At 71.9% G+C, this 16853-nt stretch carries 12 protein-coding genes; 6 read left to right on the top strand and 6 right to left on the bottom strand.

Annotated elements, in window-relative coordinates; translation table 11 throughout:
• The first annotated feature begins 331 nt into the window (after positions 1–331).
• Both ACFYUS_RS26165 and groL read left to right on the top strand, forming a co-directional pair.
• Complete coding sequence (locus tag ACFYUS_RS26165) at positions 332–535, top strand: cold-shock protein (protein WP_015035246.1); 204 nt, start codon at positions 332–334, stop codon at positions 533–535.
• A gap of 309 nt (positions 536–844) precedes the next feature.
• Positions 845–2473: a chaperonin GroEL gene (gene groL, locus ACFYUS_RS26160; RefSeq protein WP_388856762.1), complete on the top strand. Its 1629-nt coding sequence runs from the start codon at positions 845–847 to the stop codon at positions 2471–2473.
• A gap of 96 nt (positions 2474–2569) precedes the next feature.
• Here the strand turns inward: groL and ACFYUS_RS26155 are convergent, their stop codons facing one another.
• A complete protein-coding gene (locus ACFYUS_RS26155; protein WP_388856761.1) occupies positions 2570–4234 on the bottom strand; it encodes a hypothetical protein in 1665 nt (554 codons plus the stop codon).
• Positions 4224–5894: a hypothetical protein gene (locus ACFYUS_RS26150; RefSeq protein ID WP_388856759.1), complete on the bottom strand. Its 1671-nt coding sequence runs from the start codon at positions 5892–5894 to the stop codon at positions 4224–4226. The genes ACFYUS_RS26155 and ACFYUS_RS26150 overlap by 11 nt, the downstream gene beginning before the upstream one ends.
• A gap of 167 nt (positions 5895–6061) precedes the next feature.
• Here ACFYUS_RS26150 and ACFYUS_RS26145 point away from each other — a divergent pair, with 167 nt between their 5' ends.
• Positions 6062–6550 carry an SRPBCC domain-containing protein gene (locus tag ACFYUS_RS26145; RefSeq protein WP_388856756.1) on the top strand — a complete coding sequence of 163 codons (489 nt, stop codon included), beginning with the start codon at positions 6062–6064 and terminating at the stop codon, positions 6548–6550.
• Between the two features lie 30 nt (positions 6551–6580).
• On the opposite strand, the gene ACFYUS_RS26140 is transcribed toward ACFYUS_RS26145, so the two are convergent.
• Positions 6581–7318 (bottom strand): class I SAM-dependent methyltransferase, encoded by a 738-nt coding sequence (locus tag ACFYUS_RS26140; protein ID WP_388856753.1) that lies wholly within the window; start codon positions 7316–7318, stop codon positions 6581–6583.
• Between the two features lie 352 nt (positions 7319–7670).
• Between ACFYUS_RS26140 and ACFYUS_RS26135 the strand changes: the two genes are divergently transcribed.
• Positions 7671–10895 (top strand): FG-GAP-like repeat-containing protein, encoded by a 3225-nt coding sequence (locus tag ACFYUS_RS26135; RefSeq protein WP_388856749.1) that lies wholly within the window; start codon positions 7671–7673, stop codon positions 10893–10895.
• A gap of 172 nt (positions 10896–11067) precedes the next feature.
• Positions 11068–12474 (top strand): serine/threonine-protein kinase, encoded by a 1407-nt coding sequence (locus ACFYUS_RS26130; protein WP_388856746.1) that lies wholly within the window; start codon positions 11068–11070, stop codon positions 12472–12474.
• Here the strand turns inward: ACFYUS_RS26130 and ACFYUS_RS26125 are convergent, their stop codons facing one another.
• Together ACFYUS_RS26125 and ACFYUS_RS26120 are read right to left on the bottom strand one after the other, a co-directional pair.
• A complete protein-coding gene (locus ACFYUS_RS26125) occupies positions 12475–13200 on the bottom strand; it encodes a transporter substrate-binding domain-containing protein (protein WP_388856744.1) in 726 nt (241 codons plus the stop codon). It abuts the gene before it with no gap.
• A complete protein-coding gene (locus ACFYUS_RS26120; protein WP_388856741.1) occupies positions 13197–13667 on the bottom strand; it encodes a hypothetical protein in 471 nt (156 codons plus the stop codon). Before ACFYUS_RS26120 ends, ACFYUS_RS26125 begins: the two co-directional genes overlap by 4 nt.
• Before the next feature lie 101 nt (positions 13668–13768).
• On the opposite strand from ACFYUS_RS26120, the gene ACFYUS_RS26115 reads away from it, so the two are divergent.
• The gene (locus ACFYUS_RS26115) at positions 13769–15250 is read left to right on the top strand and encodes an alpha/beta hydrolase (protein WP_388856738.1); all 1482 of its coding nucleotides are present in this window, start codon (positions 13769–13771) and stop codon (positions 15248–15250) included.
• 85 nt (positions 15251–15335) lie between these two features.
• Here the strand turns inward: ACFYUS_RS26115 and ACFYUS_RS26110 are convergent, their stop codons facing one another.
• Positions 15336–16814, bottom strand: a complete 1479-nt coding sequence (locus ACFYUS_RS26110; RefSeq protein WP_388856735.1) for a PTS transporter subunit EIIC — start codon at positions 16812–16814, stop codon at positions 15336–15338.
• Positions 16815–16853 lie beyond the last annotated feature (39 nt).

The raw sequence follows: 16853 nt of genomic DNA, 5'->3' as shown, positions 1-16853 counted from the left end.
TGCATGGTTGAGCGCGATAGAGTTGGGGAAGTCCCCTCCGCTGCTCGTGCCAAACGCATATGAGAATGCGTCCGCACCTGACAAGAAGCAGCCAAAGTGCCGGTGCGTTGTGTACGTTCTGCGCGCTTTGCCGGGCCCGACTTGCCCCGTCATCCAGGGGATTCTCCCCAATTCCCCTTTCCGGGACGCCCAGAATTCTCGGTCGAATGACCTGTTGCAGAGGGCAGTTGGGCAGATACATTCAGCGGCGGTCGACGCGTTCCGGCGCAGGGTCTGACCCGGGTCCGCGAGGTGCGGTCCCGCGCAAGGGCCAGTAATAGGGGAGTTAGGCATGGCTCAGGGCACCGTCAAGTGGTTCAACGCGGAGAAGGGCTACGGCTTCATCGCGGTCGACGGTGGTGCGGATGTTTTCGTCCACTACAGCGCGATCCAGATGGATGGCTACCGCAGCCTCGAAGAGGGACAGCGAGTCGAGTTCGAGATCTCGCAGGGCCAGAAGGGTCCGCAGGCGGACATGGTCAAGCTCGCCGTCTGAGCGCGGCGCGATCGGCCACCGACGCACGCCGTCGAGGGGTCCGCATCCCTGAGGGGATGCGGACCCCTCGTGCGTTCCTCGGGGCCGTCTTGATCCGCCTCCCGAAACACGAGAGTCGCTTGCACTCTCCTAGGGCGAGTGCTAATCATTGGCGTTAGCACTCGGAAGGTGAGAGTGCTTACGAGGATCGGGCAGACGAGGCCCGCGGGCAGGTGGGGCAAGGAACCACCGGGCACGCAGGCCGTCCGTCGCGGGCGTCGGCGCGGTCCTGGAGCGTTATCCACCCCATGTCCGGGAGGACCACTTCACATGGCCAAGATCATCGCGTTCGACGAGGAGGCCCGGCGCGGTCTCGAGCGCGGCATGAACCAGCTCGCTGACGCCGTCAAGGTCACCCTCGGCCCCAAGGGCCGCAACGTCGTCCTCGAGAAGAAGTGGGGCGCCCCCACGATCACCAACGATGGTGTCTCCATCGCCAAGGAGATCGAGCTCGAGGACCCGTACGAGAAGATCGGCGCCGAGCTGGTCAAGGAAGTCGCCAAGAAGACGGACGACGTCGCCGGCGACGGTACGACCACCGCCACCGTCCTCGCCCAGGCGCTCGTCCGCGAGGGTCTCCGCAACGTCGCCGCCGGTGCCAACCCGATGGCCCTCAAGCGCGGCATCGAGAAGGCCGTCGAGGCCGTCTCCGGCGCCCTCCTCGAGCAGGCGAAGGATGTCGAGACCAAGGAGCAGATCGCTTCCACGGCCTCCATCTCCGCCGCCGACACCCAGATCGGCGAGCTCATCGCCGAGGCGATGGACAAGGTCGGCAAGGAAGGCGTCATCACCGTCGAGGAGTCGCAGACCTTCGGTCTGGAGCTCGAGCTCACCGAGGGCATGCGCTTCGACAAGGGCTACATCTCGGCGTACTTCGCCACCGACATGGAGCGCATGGAGGCGTCGCTCGACGACCCGTACCTCCTGATCGTCAACTCGAAGATCTCCTCCGTGAAGGACCTCCTTCCGCTCCTGGAGAAGGTCATGCAGTCGGGCAAGCCGCTGCTGATCATCGCCGAGGACGTCGAGGGCGAGGCCCTGTCGACCCTGGTCGTCAACAAGATCCGCGGCACCTTCAAGTCCGTTGCCGTCAAGGCCCCGGGCTTCGGCGACCGCCGCAAGGCCATGCTGAACGACATCGCCATCCTCACGGGCGGCACGGTCATCTCCGAGGAGGTCGGCCTCAAGCTCGAGAACGCGGGCCTGGACCTGCTCGGCCGCGCCCGCAAGGTCGTCATCACCAAGGACGAGACCACCATCGTCGACGGTGCCGGTGACAGCGACCAGGTCGCCGGTCGCGTGAACCAGATCCGCGCCGAGATCGAGAACTCCGACTCGGACTACGACCGCGAGAAGCTCCAGGAGCGCCTCGCGAAGCTGGCCGGCGGCGTGGCCGTCATCAAGGCCGGTGCCGCGACCGAGGTCGAGCTCAAGGAGCGCAAGCACCGCATCGAGGACGCCGTTCGCAACGCGAAGGCGGCCGTCGAGGAGGGCATCGTCGCCGGCGGTGGCGTGGCCCTGCTCCAGGCCTCCAACGTCTTCGAGAAGCTCGAGGGCGACCTGACGGGCGACGAGGCCACCGGTGCCAACATCGTCAAGCTGGCCCTTGAGGCCCCGCTGAAGCAGATCGCCGTCAACGCCGGTCTCGAGGGCGGCGTCGTGGCGGAGAAGGTCCGCAACCTGCCCGTCGGCCACGGCCTGAACGCCGCGACCAACGAGTACGTCGACCTCATCGCCGAGGGCATCATCGACCCGGCCAAGGTCACGCGCTCCGCGCTGCAGAACGCCGCGTCGATCGCCGCGCTGTTCCTCACCACCGAGGCCGTCATCGCCGACAAGCCGGAGAAGGCCGCCGCGCCGGCCGGCGGCGGCATGCCGGGCGGTGACATGGACTTCTGATCCTGACGGATCGGTGGTTCATCGCTGAACGCGAACGAGGGCGGCACCCCCTGGTGGGGGTGCCGCCCTCGGGCGTTCCTGCCTCGGCAGAGGTGATCAGCGCACGTCGACGTAGTCCCCGCCGGCCGACGGCGGGGAGTTGAAGTGCCGGTAGTCGCCGTAGCAGTAGATCCGCCAGCTGCCGTCGGCGCTCGCCCTCGCCTTCAGGGAGACCTTGCCGGTGGAGCTGGAGCGGCCGGACACCACGGTCTTCCAGGTCGTCGAGCCCCTGGCCTGGAACTGCAGGACCACCGGGGCGTTCCCGTACGCCCGCCAGGCGCCGTCCCAGTAGTGCTGGAGCGTGCCGGTCGTGGTCACGTACCCGCCCTTGGCGACCGGCTCGGGGCCGGCGTTCAGGGAGACGATCCGGGCGTCGTTGCGGACGAGCCGGAAGGAGGACGAGGTGGCCCCGGCGAGCTGGTCGGTCGTCAGGTGACGGACCCGGAACCAGCCGCCCCGGCTGCCCGCCACGAGCGTGATGCTGTCCCAGGAGAAGGAGGCCTCCCGGAGGGGGACGCGCTTCCAGCCGCCGTCGACGGACTGCTCCAGCTGCACGTTCTGATCCGACATGTACGCGTCCGGCATGTACAGCGCGCGGAGGTGGACGGACACCGTGAGGGTGCCGTAGGCGGACAGCGAGGCGCCGAGGAGGTCGAGGCGGGACTCCAGGGGGACGGCGAGCGGGCCCGAGAGCCGGTCGAAGCTCAGGAACGGGTCCCCGGAGGTGACCTCCCACTCGTACTGGCCGGAGCCGGCGTAGGCGGGGAGCTTCGCGGTGAACCGGCCGTCCGCGTCCGTGCGCACGTTCGCGACCTGCGGGCCGAAGGCCACGCGGACGGGCTGGTCGGCGAGCGGCGCGCCCGCGGCGGCCGGGTCGGTCAGCCGTCCGCCGATGGTGACGGTCTCGCCGTTGAGCGCCCGCTTCCTGTCGGCGGTGGCGGTGGCCGTCGCGCGGAGCGGCTTGTAGGTCTCCCGGACCTCGCGTGAGGCGCTCGCGCTGCCGTGCACCTCGGCGCTGTCCTCGGTGAACGAGGCCGTGAAGGTGTCGCCGGGGCCGGCGACGGCGTACGGCTCGCCGGTGAAGTCGCCGGTGGCGGAGGTGACGAGGGTCCGGGGGGTCTCGTCGGTCGCGTCGCCGTGCCGGACGGTGACCGTGCGGTCCGGGAGCGGCACGATGTCGCCGGAGCCGGGCTGGACGCCGCTCAGGTTGCCCTGGGGGCGGGCGTTGCGGTCGTCCCAGGCGGGGACGCCCACGCCGAAGGAGACGAGCTCCGGCCGCAGCCGGAAGTCGAGCCGGCCCGCGTCGGCGCGGGTGAGCTTGTTGCCGAGCGAGTCGGTGGCGGTGACGTCGATGGCGTACGTCCCGAGGGACGGGAGGGTGCCGCCGTCCTCGACCAGCTTCAGCGTCGCCTCGGCGGGCAGCCGGAAGGTGTGGGCGAGCCCGGGGTCCCCGGAGTCTCCGGGGACGAGCGCCGGGATGTCGGCGAGGACGGTGTCGCCCTGCCGGATCCGGGCCGAGACGGTGGTGACCTCGGCCTGCGGGGCGTCGGTCCAGGCGGTCACCTGGAAGGTGCCGCGCTGGGCGTCGTCGGTGACGGCGCGGCCGATGCCGACGAGCGGGCTGCCCGCCGGGGTCTCCTCGGCGAGGGCGGGGGCGGTCGACGCGGCCAGGGCCACGGCCGCGACGGCGGCTGTCAGGGAGAGGCGGAGGTCAGCGCGCATCGATGTACTTCGCATTCGTCTCGCTGTAGAAGTAGCTGCCCGTGGTGTTGAGGTAGAGCGCCCAGGAGCCGTCGCCGTAGGCGGTGGCGCGGTAGCTGAAGTTGCCGCTGGTGTTGGTGGTGATGCTCTGGGTCACCCAGTACCACTGGTTCTCGCCCTTGGGCTTGTAGACCAGGGTCAGCTTGACTCCGCCGAGCGGCTTCCAGACGCCGCCGATCTTGCGCTGGACGGTGCCGGAGACGGTCATCTTGCCGTTCACCACGGGCCGGGTGGGGCTGATGGTGAAGGCGGAGAAGCGGGTGGGCGTGCGGCCCCGCTTCAGGCTCGGGCCGGTCTTGGCGACGAGCTGGTTCGTCTCCGGGTGCTGCACCCGGTAGAGCGCGGACTCGTAGCCCCGGAGCGTGAAGTTGTACTGGCAGCTCGTGTCGGTCCGCCCGGAGCGGAGGGTGGACCAGCTGCGTCCGCCGTCCAGGGACGCCTGGAGCGTCACGGGCTGGGTCTCGTAGCAGGCCAGGCTGCTGCTGAGGCCGCCCGCGACGACGAGCTTGCCGTACTCGTCGAGGGTGGCGGTGTACGGCGAGAAGGTGAACTGCTGCGGGACGACGACGTCGATCTTGTCGTAGGGCCGGGGGTCGTCCGCGAAGTACGGGGAGGGCCGCAGCGAGGCGTAGACGTAGTCGGTCGCGTACTGGACCCGCGCGGGGAGCGAGAAGGTGCCGGTCGCCGAGGAGGTGCCCGAGCCGAGCACGTTGACCGCGCCCGTCTCGTACCACCCGGGCTGGGTCCCGGTGGCGACGACGGGCGCATCGGCGAAGGGCTTCCAGCCGTCGGCCGTGAGCCGTTCGACGAGTCCGGTGACGCGGAGGTCCGTGCCGGCGCGGACGCGGTACTTGTCGCCGTCGGCGGTGATCCGGTACCGCGTCTGCTCGATGGGCACGTCCGGCACGTCGCGGTTCGGCTCGTCCGGGTCGATGCCGGGGCTCGGGGCGATGGTCGCCGAGCCGCCGGTGAGCCGGCCCTGGGGCGTGACCGCCACGGAGAAGGTGCCGTCGGCGCGGACGGTCGCGGTGCCCGTGCGGTCGACGTATCCGGAGGTGCCGTAGGTCTGGAACCAGAACTGCACCCGGGTGCCCTCGGGCGCGGTGGAGCGCTCGCCGGTGGCCGGGTTCCAGCTGGTCGTGGTGCCGGAGAGGACGACCTGGGGATGCTCGTAGCTGGTGGTCGCGCGGTCGGCGGTGATCCTGCCGACGCCGACGTGCGGCTTGTGGCTGTAGGCGGCGCCCGCCCGGTACGTGGTGGTGCCGCCGGGCCGCCGGTAGTCGATGCGGACCGGGTAGTCCCCGAGGGCGGTCCCCTCGGGGAGGGTGAGGCGCGCGTCGGTGGTCCAGTACCCGTTGAGCAGGGTCAGTTCCTCCGTGGAGGCGAGCACCGGGGCGTCCGGGGCGGTGGAGGCCAGCACGCTGACCTTGACCCAGAACGCGTCGCCGAGCAGCCCGACGCGGTAGCGCCCGTCGTCGAGCGTGGTGTCGGCGGTGTTCGTCACGTCCGCGTGCGCGGCCGGGGCGTGGATGACGGCGGGCGTGAGGACGCCCGCGGAGAGAGCGAAGACGGCGGCCGCACGGACGAAGGCGTGCGGAAGCCTGCGCGTTGAGCGCGGCAAAGGGACCCCCCACAGGTCTGAGATCGCGGCCACGCCCTCAGCCGGGCGGCCGCGTGGGCAGAACTTTAGCGCTCACCTGTTGAACATGTTCATTCGCTTTACGGGGATGCCGGAGCGGGGTGCCGGGGTGATCCTGGAATGGCCCCTTCGTGAAGGGATTCGGAGCGATGGTCACCCTTCTGACGACGCCGGCCGACCGCGAACTGGTCATCACCCGCACCTTCGACGCCCCGCCGGACCGCGTCTGGGAGGCCTGGACGCGACCCGAGCACGTGCGGGAGTGGTACGGGTCGGACGGGCTGACGACCTCCGTCGTCGACATCGACCTGCGGGCGGGCGGGGTCTGGCGCTGGGGCCAGACCGGGCCCGACGGCCAGCAGATCGTCTTCTCCGGGAGGTACGAGGACGTCGTCCCGGTGGAACGGCTCGACTACACGGAGGTCTTCGAGCAGATGCCGGACGCCGAGCCGGTCCGCGTGACCCTCACCTTCGACGCGACCCCCGACGGTGGCACGGCCCTGACCAGCACTTCCCTCTGGCCTTCGAACGAGGTGAGGGACCAGGCGCTGGCGGCGGGCATGGAGGCGGGGGTGAGGGAGCAGTACGACCGGCTGGCGGAGCATCTGGACGGCATGCGCCGAGAAGGCATGCCCTGAGGGGGCATGCCTTGAGCCGGTGGCGTGGCGTCAGCGGCGGAAGAGGCCCGTCCAGAGGAAGGACTCGCCGAAGGTGGGCGAGTCGGCGGACTGGTCGTGCATGCGGCGGAGCTCGATCTCCGTCAGGTCGGCGAAGATCGCGCGGAACGAGGTGTCCGTGTACGCGAGCCCGCCGTGCAGCTTGCCCTCCCGGTAGAAGTCGGCGTCCGGGAGCTCGGAGCCCATGCCGCCCTCGCCGGCCGCGAACGAGGTGAGGGCGAAGTGGCCGCCGGGGGCGAGGACGCGGTCGAGGAGCGCGAGGTAGCTGATCCGGCGGTGCGGGGGCAGGTGGTGGAAGCAGCCGGAGTCGTAGACCAGGTCGTACGGCCCGTCGAGCGCGGCCGTGAAGGCGTCGCCGCACAGGAACCGGACGTTCTCCGCGCCCTTTTCGCGGGCGCGCTCCTCCGCCCAGGCGACGGCCGTGGGCGAGAGGTCGACGCCGGTCACCTCGTAACCGGCCGACGCGAGGTACAGGGCGTTCCGGCCGGGCCCGCAGCCGAGGTCGAGGACCTTGCCGCCGGCCGGGAGCAGGCCCTGCTCGACGTACGAGACGAGGTTCTCGTCGGGCTTCGCGACGAAGAACGGCACGGGCTTGTCCCGGTCCGCGTAGAACCCGTCCCACCAGTCGGCGCCGCCCTTCGTCCAGCGGTCGGCGCCGGGTGAGAACAGGCCGTCGAGCAGGGTGAGTACGTCGTCGATCGTGCGGATGCTGCGGTTCGTGGCGTCCATGTGGATCTCCCCTCCGAGTCCCCTCAAGATTAGGGGAGTTGAGGGTAAAAGCCCAGGTCAGGGGCGGTGCGGTGATCCGCTGGGCGGGGCGTGGGCGGGCTCGTGGGCGGCCCGTGGGGCCGGGGTGGGGCGAGGGGGTGCCAGTGGCCGGGAGGGGCTCTCCAGGGCCGGGGAAGGGGTGTTCCCGGCAGTCGCCGGAAGGGTTTTTCTGCCGAGTCCCGGAAGAGAAGTTGAACGGGTTCGAAAATCCTCCCGAGGCTGCTCCGTCCTCTGTTACTGTCTGGCTGCTCGCGGGGAAGGCGAGGCCTTCGGCCCCTTTCCCGCGCCGTATGCCCTGGGGAGGGATTTCCGCGTGAACGATCCGTTGGACAGACGGCCGCGCCGACGTGCGCTCGGCCGCATCGCACTCACCGTCACCCTCGCGGTGACGGCCGGTGCCGGCGCCACCGTGGGGGCGGTGGCGGCCGGCACGCCCACGGCGACGGCCGGCGAAGCCGTCGTCGTCAGCGCGGGAGCCCGCTACGTGCCCCGCGCCACCATCGTCCTGAACGCCGGCGAGACCGGTTTCCTCACCGCGCAGGAGGGCGACGACCGGCTCCGCTGGACCGACTACGCGACCGGCGCGACGACGGTCCTCGACCACCGCCTGCCGAAGCCGCTCTCGTACGACGTCGACGACTTCCGCTTCGGCGAGTACCCGGCCGACTTCGGGCACGGCTCCGACACCGTGGCCGTCTATGCGGAGACCCCGGCCCCGCACGTGACGCTCCAGCAGCGGGCCGGCGGCGGGGAGACGGTCACGGTCCCGATCCCGGAGGGCCAGACGTACGTCGCGACGTACGGCGACACCGTCATCACCCGCACGGGCACCGAGCGCGAGGTGACGGGCCTGCACCTCCTGCACCCGTCCGACGGCGGTGTGCGGGACCAGCAGGTGGAGGGCCTGCCCGAGGGCGGGAGCCTCACCGTCAGCGAGGGCGACGCGCGGTCGGTCGCCGTCCGCGGCATCGCCTGGAGCGGCTCCACGATGAGCCAGGGGTGGTGGGTCGTCGACCTCGCGACCGGGAAGGTCAAGACGCTTTCCGCCCAGGGCGAGAGCGTCTCCTTCGACAAGGACACCGTCCTCCAGCAGGGGGCCGAGTACGGCGTCGCCGAGGTGTACGACCGGAACGACCTCGACGCGGCCCCGACCCGCCTCGACGTGCGGGACATCGCGTACGACGACGTCGTGCGCAAGCTCGGCGACCACCTGCTCACCGTGACCCCGCCCAACCCCGGCAACAACGAGTACCGGGGCAACGCGCTCCGGCAGTTCGACGCCGGCACCGGCTACACCGCGTCCCTGCTCGACGTCTCCTCCACTTCCCTCCACCGCACCCCCGACGGCTCGCTGCTCGTCGCGGGCGCCGAGAAGCGCACGGACCGCGGGGCCCTCGACTGGGGGTACTACCTCTTCAGCCGGGCCGCGGACGGCACCGTCACCCGCAAGCGGGTCGCGGACATCGCGGACATGGAGGCCGAGCCCGCCGGCATCTCCCTCGGCAGCGGCATCCTCACCACGGCCGACGACTCCAACCTCTACATGCCCGGCACCTACATCGGCGGCTACCGGAGCACCTGGCTGAAGACCTCCGGACGGCCCGAGGAACTGCGCTCGACGGTCGACGGCCTCACGAACGGCCGGGACGACGACTGCGGAAACTCCGGCGAGTTCTACTGCGTCACCATGTTCGCGAGCGGCGACGGCCACCACGGCCGCAAGGCGGGCACCGAGCAGGACCTGACCATGCTCTTCCGGAACGGCTCCGACGCGTGGGGTCCGAGGCTGACGACCGGGGTCAGCAGCCCGCAGCTCGTCGACCTGTCCGGCCGCTTCGGCGTCGTCGACCAGGCCTCGGACGGCAATCAGGCCGTCGTCGAGTTCCGCGGCACCGACTCCGGCGCCGTGCTCCAGAAGCGCACCCCGGTCGCCTCGGCCGTCTGGGGCAACACGCTGTGGAGCGCCCTCGGCCGCGCGGACGGCAGCGGCAGCGTGCCGACCACCGTGGTCGCCAAGACCCTCCCGGCGGGGACCTCCACCGTTGGGTCCTTCGACGCGGGCTGCGTCCCCGGCGAGCTCCAGGCCGTGGGCCGCCTCGTGTACTGGAAGTGCACGAACTTCTGGGGCGACGACTTCAAGGGCGCGGGCCTGTACGACCAGGCCGACGGGCGCGTCCTGCGCCTCGGCAAGGACGACGTCCTCCTCGGCGACGGCTACTTCGTCTCCCGCTCGGACACCGACGGCCTCACCCTCTACGACGTCCACAACGGCCTCCCGGCGAGCGGAAACCCCGTCGACGCGCCCCACCGCGTCGTCGCCACCCCCGCCGACCTCGGCAAGAACACCACCCGCCGGGCCGGCTGGACCGTCGACCGCTTCGGCGGACACGTCGCCTACACCGGCGACGACCGCCACGTGCGGATCGTCCCGTCCGGCGTCCCGGCCTCCCGGATCGCCGTCATCGACACGGACGCGGCCGCTTCCGTCAACCTGAGGGCCGGTACCTGGAAGCCCCGCTGGTGGCTCTCCAAGCCCGCCGCCTCCTGGACGCTGACGCTCAAGCACAAGGCGACCGGCAAGGTCGTCCGCACCCTGACCGGGGGCGAGGCGCGCGGCATCGTCACCCCCGCCTGGGACGGGAAGGACACGGCGGGCCGCCTCGCCGTGAACGGCGCCTACACCTGGACCCTGACCGCGAAGGCCGCCGACGGCGTCCAGGCGGACCTGTCCTCCTCCGGGACGCTGTCGGTCTCCGGCGGCGCCGCCGTGTGGCGCGACCTCGCCGGCGACGACGGCTTCGGCGACCTCCTCGTGACGGACACCGCCGGGCTCGTGTCGATGTACCGGGGGACCGGTACGGGCGCGGTGTCGGCGCGGATCGCCGGGACGGGGACCACGTTCCCCACGGCCTCCGTGTTCGTGCCGACCGGCGACCTCGACGGCGACCGCTGCGCCGACGTCTACGCCCGCGTGGGCGACCAGCTGCGGGCCTACCGGCCGGGCTGCGGGAAGGTGGTCTCGGCCTCCTCGCCGTACACCCTCGTCGGCTCGGGCTGGGGGCAGTACGACGTCCTCACGTCCCCCGGTGACGTGAACGGCGACGGGTACGCCGACCTGGTCGTTCGTCAGGCGTCGACCGGTGACGTGTACTTCTACGGCGGCACCGCCGACCACCGGCTCAAGGCCCGGGTCCGGATCGGCACCGACTGGAAGCTGTACAAGAAGATCGTCGGTGCCGGCGACCTCAACGGCGACGGCCGCGGCGACCTCCTCGGCATGGACGCCTCCGGTGTCCTGTGGCGCTACTACGGCACCGCGACCGGCGGTGTCACCGCGCGCGTGAAGGTCGGCGGCGGCTGGGGCGTGTACTCCTCCCTCGTCGGCGTCGGCGACCTGTCCGGCGACGGACGCGCCGACCTCCTGGCCCGCGACACCGCCGGGAAGCTGTGGCGGTACAGCGGCACCGGGACCGGGGCGTACGGGGCCAGGGTGATGATCGGCGCCAGCGGGTGGAACGGCTTCAAGGGCCTTTACTGACCCGACCCGCAGGTGACCCCGAGGGTCCGGCCGCGCAGTGCGGCCGGACCCTCGGGTCTTTGTGGCTCTTCGTGGCGTCAATTACAGCTGTAGTAGCGGCTGTTCGGGGGAATGGGCCAGAGTGGGGCGACCGCTGCCGCTGGGGATGCGGCAGGGGAACGGGGAGTGGGCAGTGAGTGCAGAGGCTGGACGACTGATCGGCGACCGCTATCGGCTGAACCGTCTTCTCGGCTCCGGGGGGTTCGGCCAGGTCTGGGCCGCCGAGGACACCGCGCTCGGCGTCGACGTGGCGATCAAGCAGGTCCGCCTGGTGCAGGCCTCACCGGAGGAACGCGCGGATCTCCTGGTCCGCGCCATACGGGAGGCCCGGCACGCCGCCCGGCTGCGCGACCACCCGCACATCGTCACGGTGCACGACGTCATCGAGGTGGACGGCGCGCCCTGGATCGTCATGCAGCTGGTGGAAGGGCACTCCCTCGCCGACGAGATCAAGAAGAACGGCCCCCTTCCCGAGGGCACCGCACGCACCGTCGCCACCGCCCTCCTGCGGGCACTCGGCTCCGCGCAGGAGGCCGGGATCTTCCACCGTGACGTCAAGCCCGCGAACGTCATGCTCACGCCCCACGGCGACGTCCTCCTCACCGACTTCGGCATCGCGGTGGGCCACGCCGACACCCGTCTGACGCCGACCAACCTCGTCATCGGCACACCCGGCTACACCGCTCCCGAGCGGTGGCAGGGCGTCCCGCCCAGCGGTGCCTCGGACCTCTACTCGCTGGGCGTGACGCTCTACGAGGCCGTCGAGGGCGACCTGCCCTTCCCCCGCGAGAACCCGGTCGCCGCGCTGACCGAGACACCGAAGCCCGCCCAGCGCGCCGGCGGTCTGGCCCCGCTGCTGGCCGCCCTGCTGGAGAGGGACCCGGCGGCTCGGCCGACGGCGACGGAGGCGTTGGCGATGCTGACGGTGGAGCCGGGCGGGCCGAAGGGCCCGATGCGGAACGGTGAGGGGGGCGGGGGGAAGGACAGGGTGACGCTCACGGCCACGCGGGGGCAGATCGTGGCCGGGATCGTGTGGGGCGACCTCTGGGAGCCCGCGCTTCTTGGGCTGCTCCTGGGGGGCGTTGCCTGGTACGAGTATCGCTCCGTCACCGGCATCGGGTTCATCGTGTTCGGCGTGGTGCTGGCCTGCGGGCTGCTGAGCAGAGTGGTGCGCGGGTTGTACGCGAAATCACCCGTCGTGACCATGGACCACGACGGGCTCTCGGTGACCCACCCCGAGGGAGGCATGGAGAAGACCTTCACCCTTGGATGGCCCGCGGTCGAGCGCGTCACCCTGGGCGGACCGGACGCGGGCCGTACCGATGTCCGGCCGACCGAGGTGCGGGTCTGGTTCCGCGAGGGCGGAGCCCCGGCCGAGACGTGGCTGAACAAGCACGGGATCAGGGAACGGGAGGATGGAAGCTACGCGGTGTACGTCGAGTACAGAGCTGGAGCCCGGTGCATACCCCTGCGCAGCTTCCACGAGCCCCTGCGCACCTTCGCCGGCCCCCTGTACGACGCCCCCGAACCCACCGCCTGATCACGCCCCCGGCGCCACCAGCCCCTCCTCCTGCCCCGACCGCCGCAGCGACTCCGCGACGAACCCGTTCGCCTTCAGCTCCTCGACCGTGTCGCGGAGGAACGCGACGGTCTCGGGGCGGCGCCCGATCGTCGTCCCGACCGCCTGCCGGATCTCCATGAACCGGCCCTCGATCAGCCGCACGTCCGGGTGCGCGGCGGCGTACGCGGTGAGCGGCTGCCGGATGCCCGCGCCCACCTCGAGACCCTCGGCCCGGAAGACGTCGACGCCCTCCTCGCCCTGCACCACGGTCGCGTGGGCGAGGTTCCGCGACAGGAACAGGTCGTACGCGGAGCCCTTCTTGACCCCGATCCGGACGCCCGGCGCGTCCACGTCCTCGACGGTGCGGAGCGCCGAGTCGCGCGGTACGGCGTAGACGCCCTCGATGACGACGTACGGGGCGGTGAAGGCGACCTCCGTCTCGCGCGCGGGGTCCACGGCGAGGAAGCAGAGGTCGGCGCGGCCGTCCGCCATCGCGTCGAAGGACTTCCGGGCCGCGTCGAAGCAGAGGAGTTCGACGCCGACGCCGAGCCGGGCCGCGATCTCTCGCGCGAGGTCCACGGTGATCCCGGCCGGGGCCTCGGGCGTGCCCTGCGCGAGCACGGGGTTCCCGAGGTTGATGGAGGCGCGGAGGACCCCGGTGGGGGCGAGGTCGGCGGCGACGGCGGTGAGCGCTGTGGTGGTCATGGGCGGAGTCTAGGCACAGGGTGTGGTGCCGGTGGTCTTCCCGTCGTGAAGCCCTCGCCGTCCTGGAACTCGATCAGGATTCCGCTGTCCGTGAGGAAGAACCAGCAGGTGGGGCCCTGGTCGAGGAGCGCGGCGGCGTGCCGGGAGGCCCGGGCGGCCGTGAGGGCGATCGAGGGGACCGCGAGGTTGTCCCAGAAGACGATCACCAGCTCGTCGGGGCCCGCGTGCGTGTGGAGGAGGGCGGCCAGCGCCTCTCCGTCGAACTCCTCTTTCCGCTCGACGACTTCGGCACCCCGCCAGTCCACCCGGGCCGAGCCGATGGCCTCGAACCGGTTCAGGCTCGCCTCGGCGTACGTGCGCTGCTCCTCGTACGAGAGGAGCAGCGCGTCCCCGCCCAGGAGGTCCAGGACGGCGGAGATGTACTCCGGGTGGGTCCCGTACGACTCGCGTGCGTCACGTGCGCTCATGGGGTGAGTCAAGCACCCGCGGAAGTCCGGGGGTTGGCCCCACCCCGGACCCGCCTGTCTGCCGGATGGGGGCGGGAGGCCAGGTCCGAGAGGCTGTGCGCATGACAACGAACCGTGGACGCAAGGCCCTGATGCTCGCCCTCTCCGTCGCCGCCGTGGCGGGCGTCGGACTCGTCGGAGGCGGGGCCGCCCCCGCCACCGCCGCGACCGGGCTGGTGTGGGGCGACTGCGACCCCGCCGTGAAGCCGCTGCCGGGGCAGCAGTGCGCCACGCTCTCCGTACCCCTCGACTACGCCGACCCGGAGGGCGAGCGGATCGGGCTCGCGGTCGCCCGGCTGCGCAGCACCCGGCCCGAGGCGCGGCGCGGGACGCTCATGGTGATCCCGGGCGGCCCGGGGAGCTCCGGGGTGCAGCGGCTCGGGCAGAAGGGGGCCGCGCTGGCGAAGGAGACGAACGGCGCGTACGACCTCGTCGCCTTCGACCCGCGCGGGGTCGGCGGCTCCGCGAAGGCCCGGTGCGGCTTCGACGCGGACGACCGGCGCCTGGTGACCCTGCGGTCCTGGCCCGCCGCCGACGGCGGCATCGGCGAGAACGCCGCCCGCTCCCGCCGGATGGCCGAGGACTGCGCCCGGAACGGTGGCGCGATGGTGCGGAGCCTCACGACCGCCAACCAGGCACGGGACCTCGACCGGCTGCGGCAGGCGCTCGGCGAGCGGAAGCTGTCGGCGTGGGCCGTCTCGTACGGGACGTACGTGGCCGCCGTCTACGCCCAGAAGTTCCCGGAGCGCACCGACCGCTGGGTCCTCGACAGCAGCGCCGACCCCGACCCGAAGCACGTCGCGCAGGGCTGGCTCGCGGGCATGGCGCGCGGCGCCGAGGACCGCTTCCCGGACTTCGCGGCCTGGGCCGCCCGCGACGGGCAGCTCGCCGAACGCCCCGAGGACGTACGGCCGTTGTTCCTCGACCTCGCCGCCCGCCTCGACCGCGCGCCGCGCGCGACGACGACCCCCGGTGTGCCGCTGACGGGCACGGTCCTGCGGCAGGCGCTCCAGCAGGCGCTGTACTCCGACGCCTCCTTCCCGGCCTTCGCCCGCCTCATGTCCCAGGCCCTCGACCCGGCCGGCGTGCCCGTCCTGCCGCCGGAGCTGGCCGGGCCGATGCCCGACGAGGCGGCGACCGTCAGCGTGGCCGTGATCTGCAACGACGTGGACTGGCCCGCGTCCGTCCCGGCGTACGAGCGGGCCGTCGCCGCCGACCGCGCGCGCCACCCGCTGACCGCCGGCATGCCCGCGAACATCACGCCCTGCGCCTTCTGGAAGGGCGGCGCCGTGGAGAAGCCGACCCGCATCACCGACCGCGGCCCGTCCAACGTCCTCATGATCCAGAACCTGCGCGACCCGTCGACCCCGCACTCCGCCGGCCTCAAGATGCGGGAGGCCTTCGGCGACCGGGCGCGCCTCGTCTCGGTCGACAAGGGCGGCCACGCGGTCTACCTCGGCAACGGGAACGCGTGCGGCGACCGGGCGGTGACCCGCTTCCTGACGGAGGGGGTGCGGCCGGAGGCGGACGTTCTCTGCCGGTGACGTTCTCTGCCGGTGACGTTCTCTGTCGGTGGGGACGAGGAAGGGCCCGGTCGGATCTCTCCGGCCGGGCCCTCTCCCGTACCTCTCAGACCTTCACCGGAGACGGGGCCGGGTCCGTGTCCGTGTCCGTGGACTCCGGTCGTACCTCGGCTTCCGTCTCCACGTCGAACTCCGCCAGGAGTTCCTTGCTGAAGCCCCAGAAGTACGTCGCCACGAAGCCGGCCAGATAGCCGACGACGAGCCCGCCCGCGTAGATCGCGATCGTCGCGCCGAGGCCCTTGTTGCCGTCGAGCAGCGGGAAGAGGGCCCAGCCGGAGGGGCCGATCGCGGTCGAGCCGACCTTGTCGCCCAGCATGTTGAGGAGGCCGACGAAGCCGCCGCCGAACGCGCCGCCCACGCAGGCCGTGACGAACGGGCGGCCCAGGGGCAGCGAGACGCCGTAGATCAGGGGTTCGCCGACGCCCAGGAAGCCGGCCGGGAGGGCGGAGCGGATGGTGCGGCGGAGGGAGCCGTTGCGGGGGAGCTTCAGGTAGACGGCCATGGCCGCGCCGACCTGGCCGGCGCCCGCCATCGCGAGGATGGGGAGGAGGACCGTGTACCCCTGCTGCTCGATGAGGGTGGTGTGGATCGGGATGAGCGCCTGGTGCAGGCCCAGCATGACGAGGGGGAGGAAGAGCCCGCCGAGGAGGAGGCCGGCGCCGGCGCCGGCGTTCGCGAGGAGCCGGTCGGCGGCCTCGCCGATGGCCCGCGAGATCTCACCGGCCACGTACATCAGGCCGAAGACCGTGACGAGGCCCGAGACCAGGACGGTCAGGGTCGGGGTGACGAGGACGTCGAGGGACTCCGGCACCCGGCGGCGGCACCACTTCTCCACGTACACGGCGAGGACGGCCGCGCCCAGTGCGCCGAGGACACCGCCCTGGCCGGGGGAGAGCGTCCGGCCGAACGCGTCGACCTTCGCGACGCCGGGGAAGACGATGATCGCGGCGACCGCGCCGCCGAGGATCGCCGTACCGCCGAACTCCTTGGCCGTGTTGTAGCCGACGAAGACCGCGATGAGGGCCATGAAGCCGCTGGCGACGGCGGCGAGGGCGGGGGTGACGCCGGGCAGCCAGCCCAGGTTGACGAGGAGGCCGTTGAGGCCGGCGATGATGCCGCAGCCGATGAGGGCGGGGATCAGCGGGACGAAGACGTTCGCGATCCGGCGGAGGAACAGTTTGAACGGGGTCGCGTTCCTCGCCTTCCGGGCCGCCCTGAGGGCCGCGCCCCGGTCCGCCAGGTCCTCGGCGGTGCGGTGCGGGGCCGCTTCGGCGACGAGGGCCTCGAACTCCGGTGTCACGCGGGCGACCGCCCCCGGCCCGAGGACGATCTGGTACGTGTCGTCCTCCACCACTCCCATGACGGACGGCAGGGCCCTGAGGGCTTCGTCCTGGACGAGCGAGCGGTCGCGCAGGCCCAGGCGGAGGCGGGTCATGCAGTGGGCGACGGAGCTGATGTTCCCGGCGCCGCCGACGAGGGGGAGGATCGCGGCGGCGGTGGCGCGGTTCTTGTCGTCTGTGCTCATGGTGCGGTGGCGCCTTGCTGTGAGGGGGTGCGCGGTGGC

Source organism: Streptomyces sp. NPDC004284 (assembly GCF_042874035.1).
Lineage (GTDB): Bacteria > Actinomycetota > Actinomycetes > Streptomycetales > Streptomycetaceae > Streptomyces.
The sequence above is the reverse complement of the archived record's forward strand: the minus strand, read 5'-3'. Positions and strand labels throughout refer to the sequence as shown.

Coding starts and splice junctions, on each gene's coding strand:
- ACFYUS_RS26165 (WP_015035246.1), top strand. CDS start 332: ATGGCTCAGGGCACCGTCAAGTGGTTCAACGCGGAGAAGGGCTACGGC.
- groL (WP_388856762.1), top strand. CDS start 845: ATGGCCAAGATCATCGCGTTCGACGAGGAGGCCCGGCGCGGTCTCGAG.
- ACFYUS_RS26155 (WP_388856761.1), bottom strand. CDS start 4,234: ATGCGCGCTGACCTCCGCCTCTCCCTGACAGCCGCCGTCGCGGCCGTG.
- ACFYUS_RS26145 (WP_388856756.1), top strand. CDS start 6,062: ATGGTCACCCTTCTGACGACGCCGGCCGACCGCGAACTGGTCATCACC.
- ACFYUS_RS26140 (WP_388856753.1), bottom strand. CDS start 7,318: ATGGACGCCACGAACCGCAGCATCCGCACGATCGACGACGTACTCACC.
- ACFYUS_RS26125 (WP_388856744.1), bottom strand. CDS start 13,200: ATGACCACCACAGCGCTCACCGCCGTCGCCGCCGACCTCGCCCCCACC.
- ACFYUS_RS26120 (WP_388856741.1), bottom strand. CDS start 13,667: ATGAGCGCACGTGACGCACGCGAGTCGTACGGGACCCACCCGGAGTAC.
- ACFYUS_RS26115 (WP_388856738.1), top strand. CDS start 13,769: ATGACAACGAACCGTGGACGCAAGGCCCTGATGCTCGCCCTCTCCGTC.
- ACFYUS_RS26110 (WP_388856735.1), bottom strand. CDS start 16,814: ATGAGCACAGACGACAAGAACCGCGCCACCGCCGCCGCGATCCTCCCC.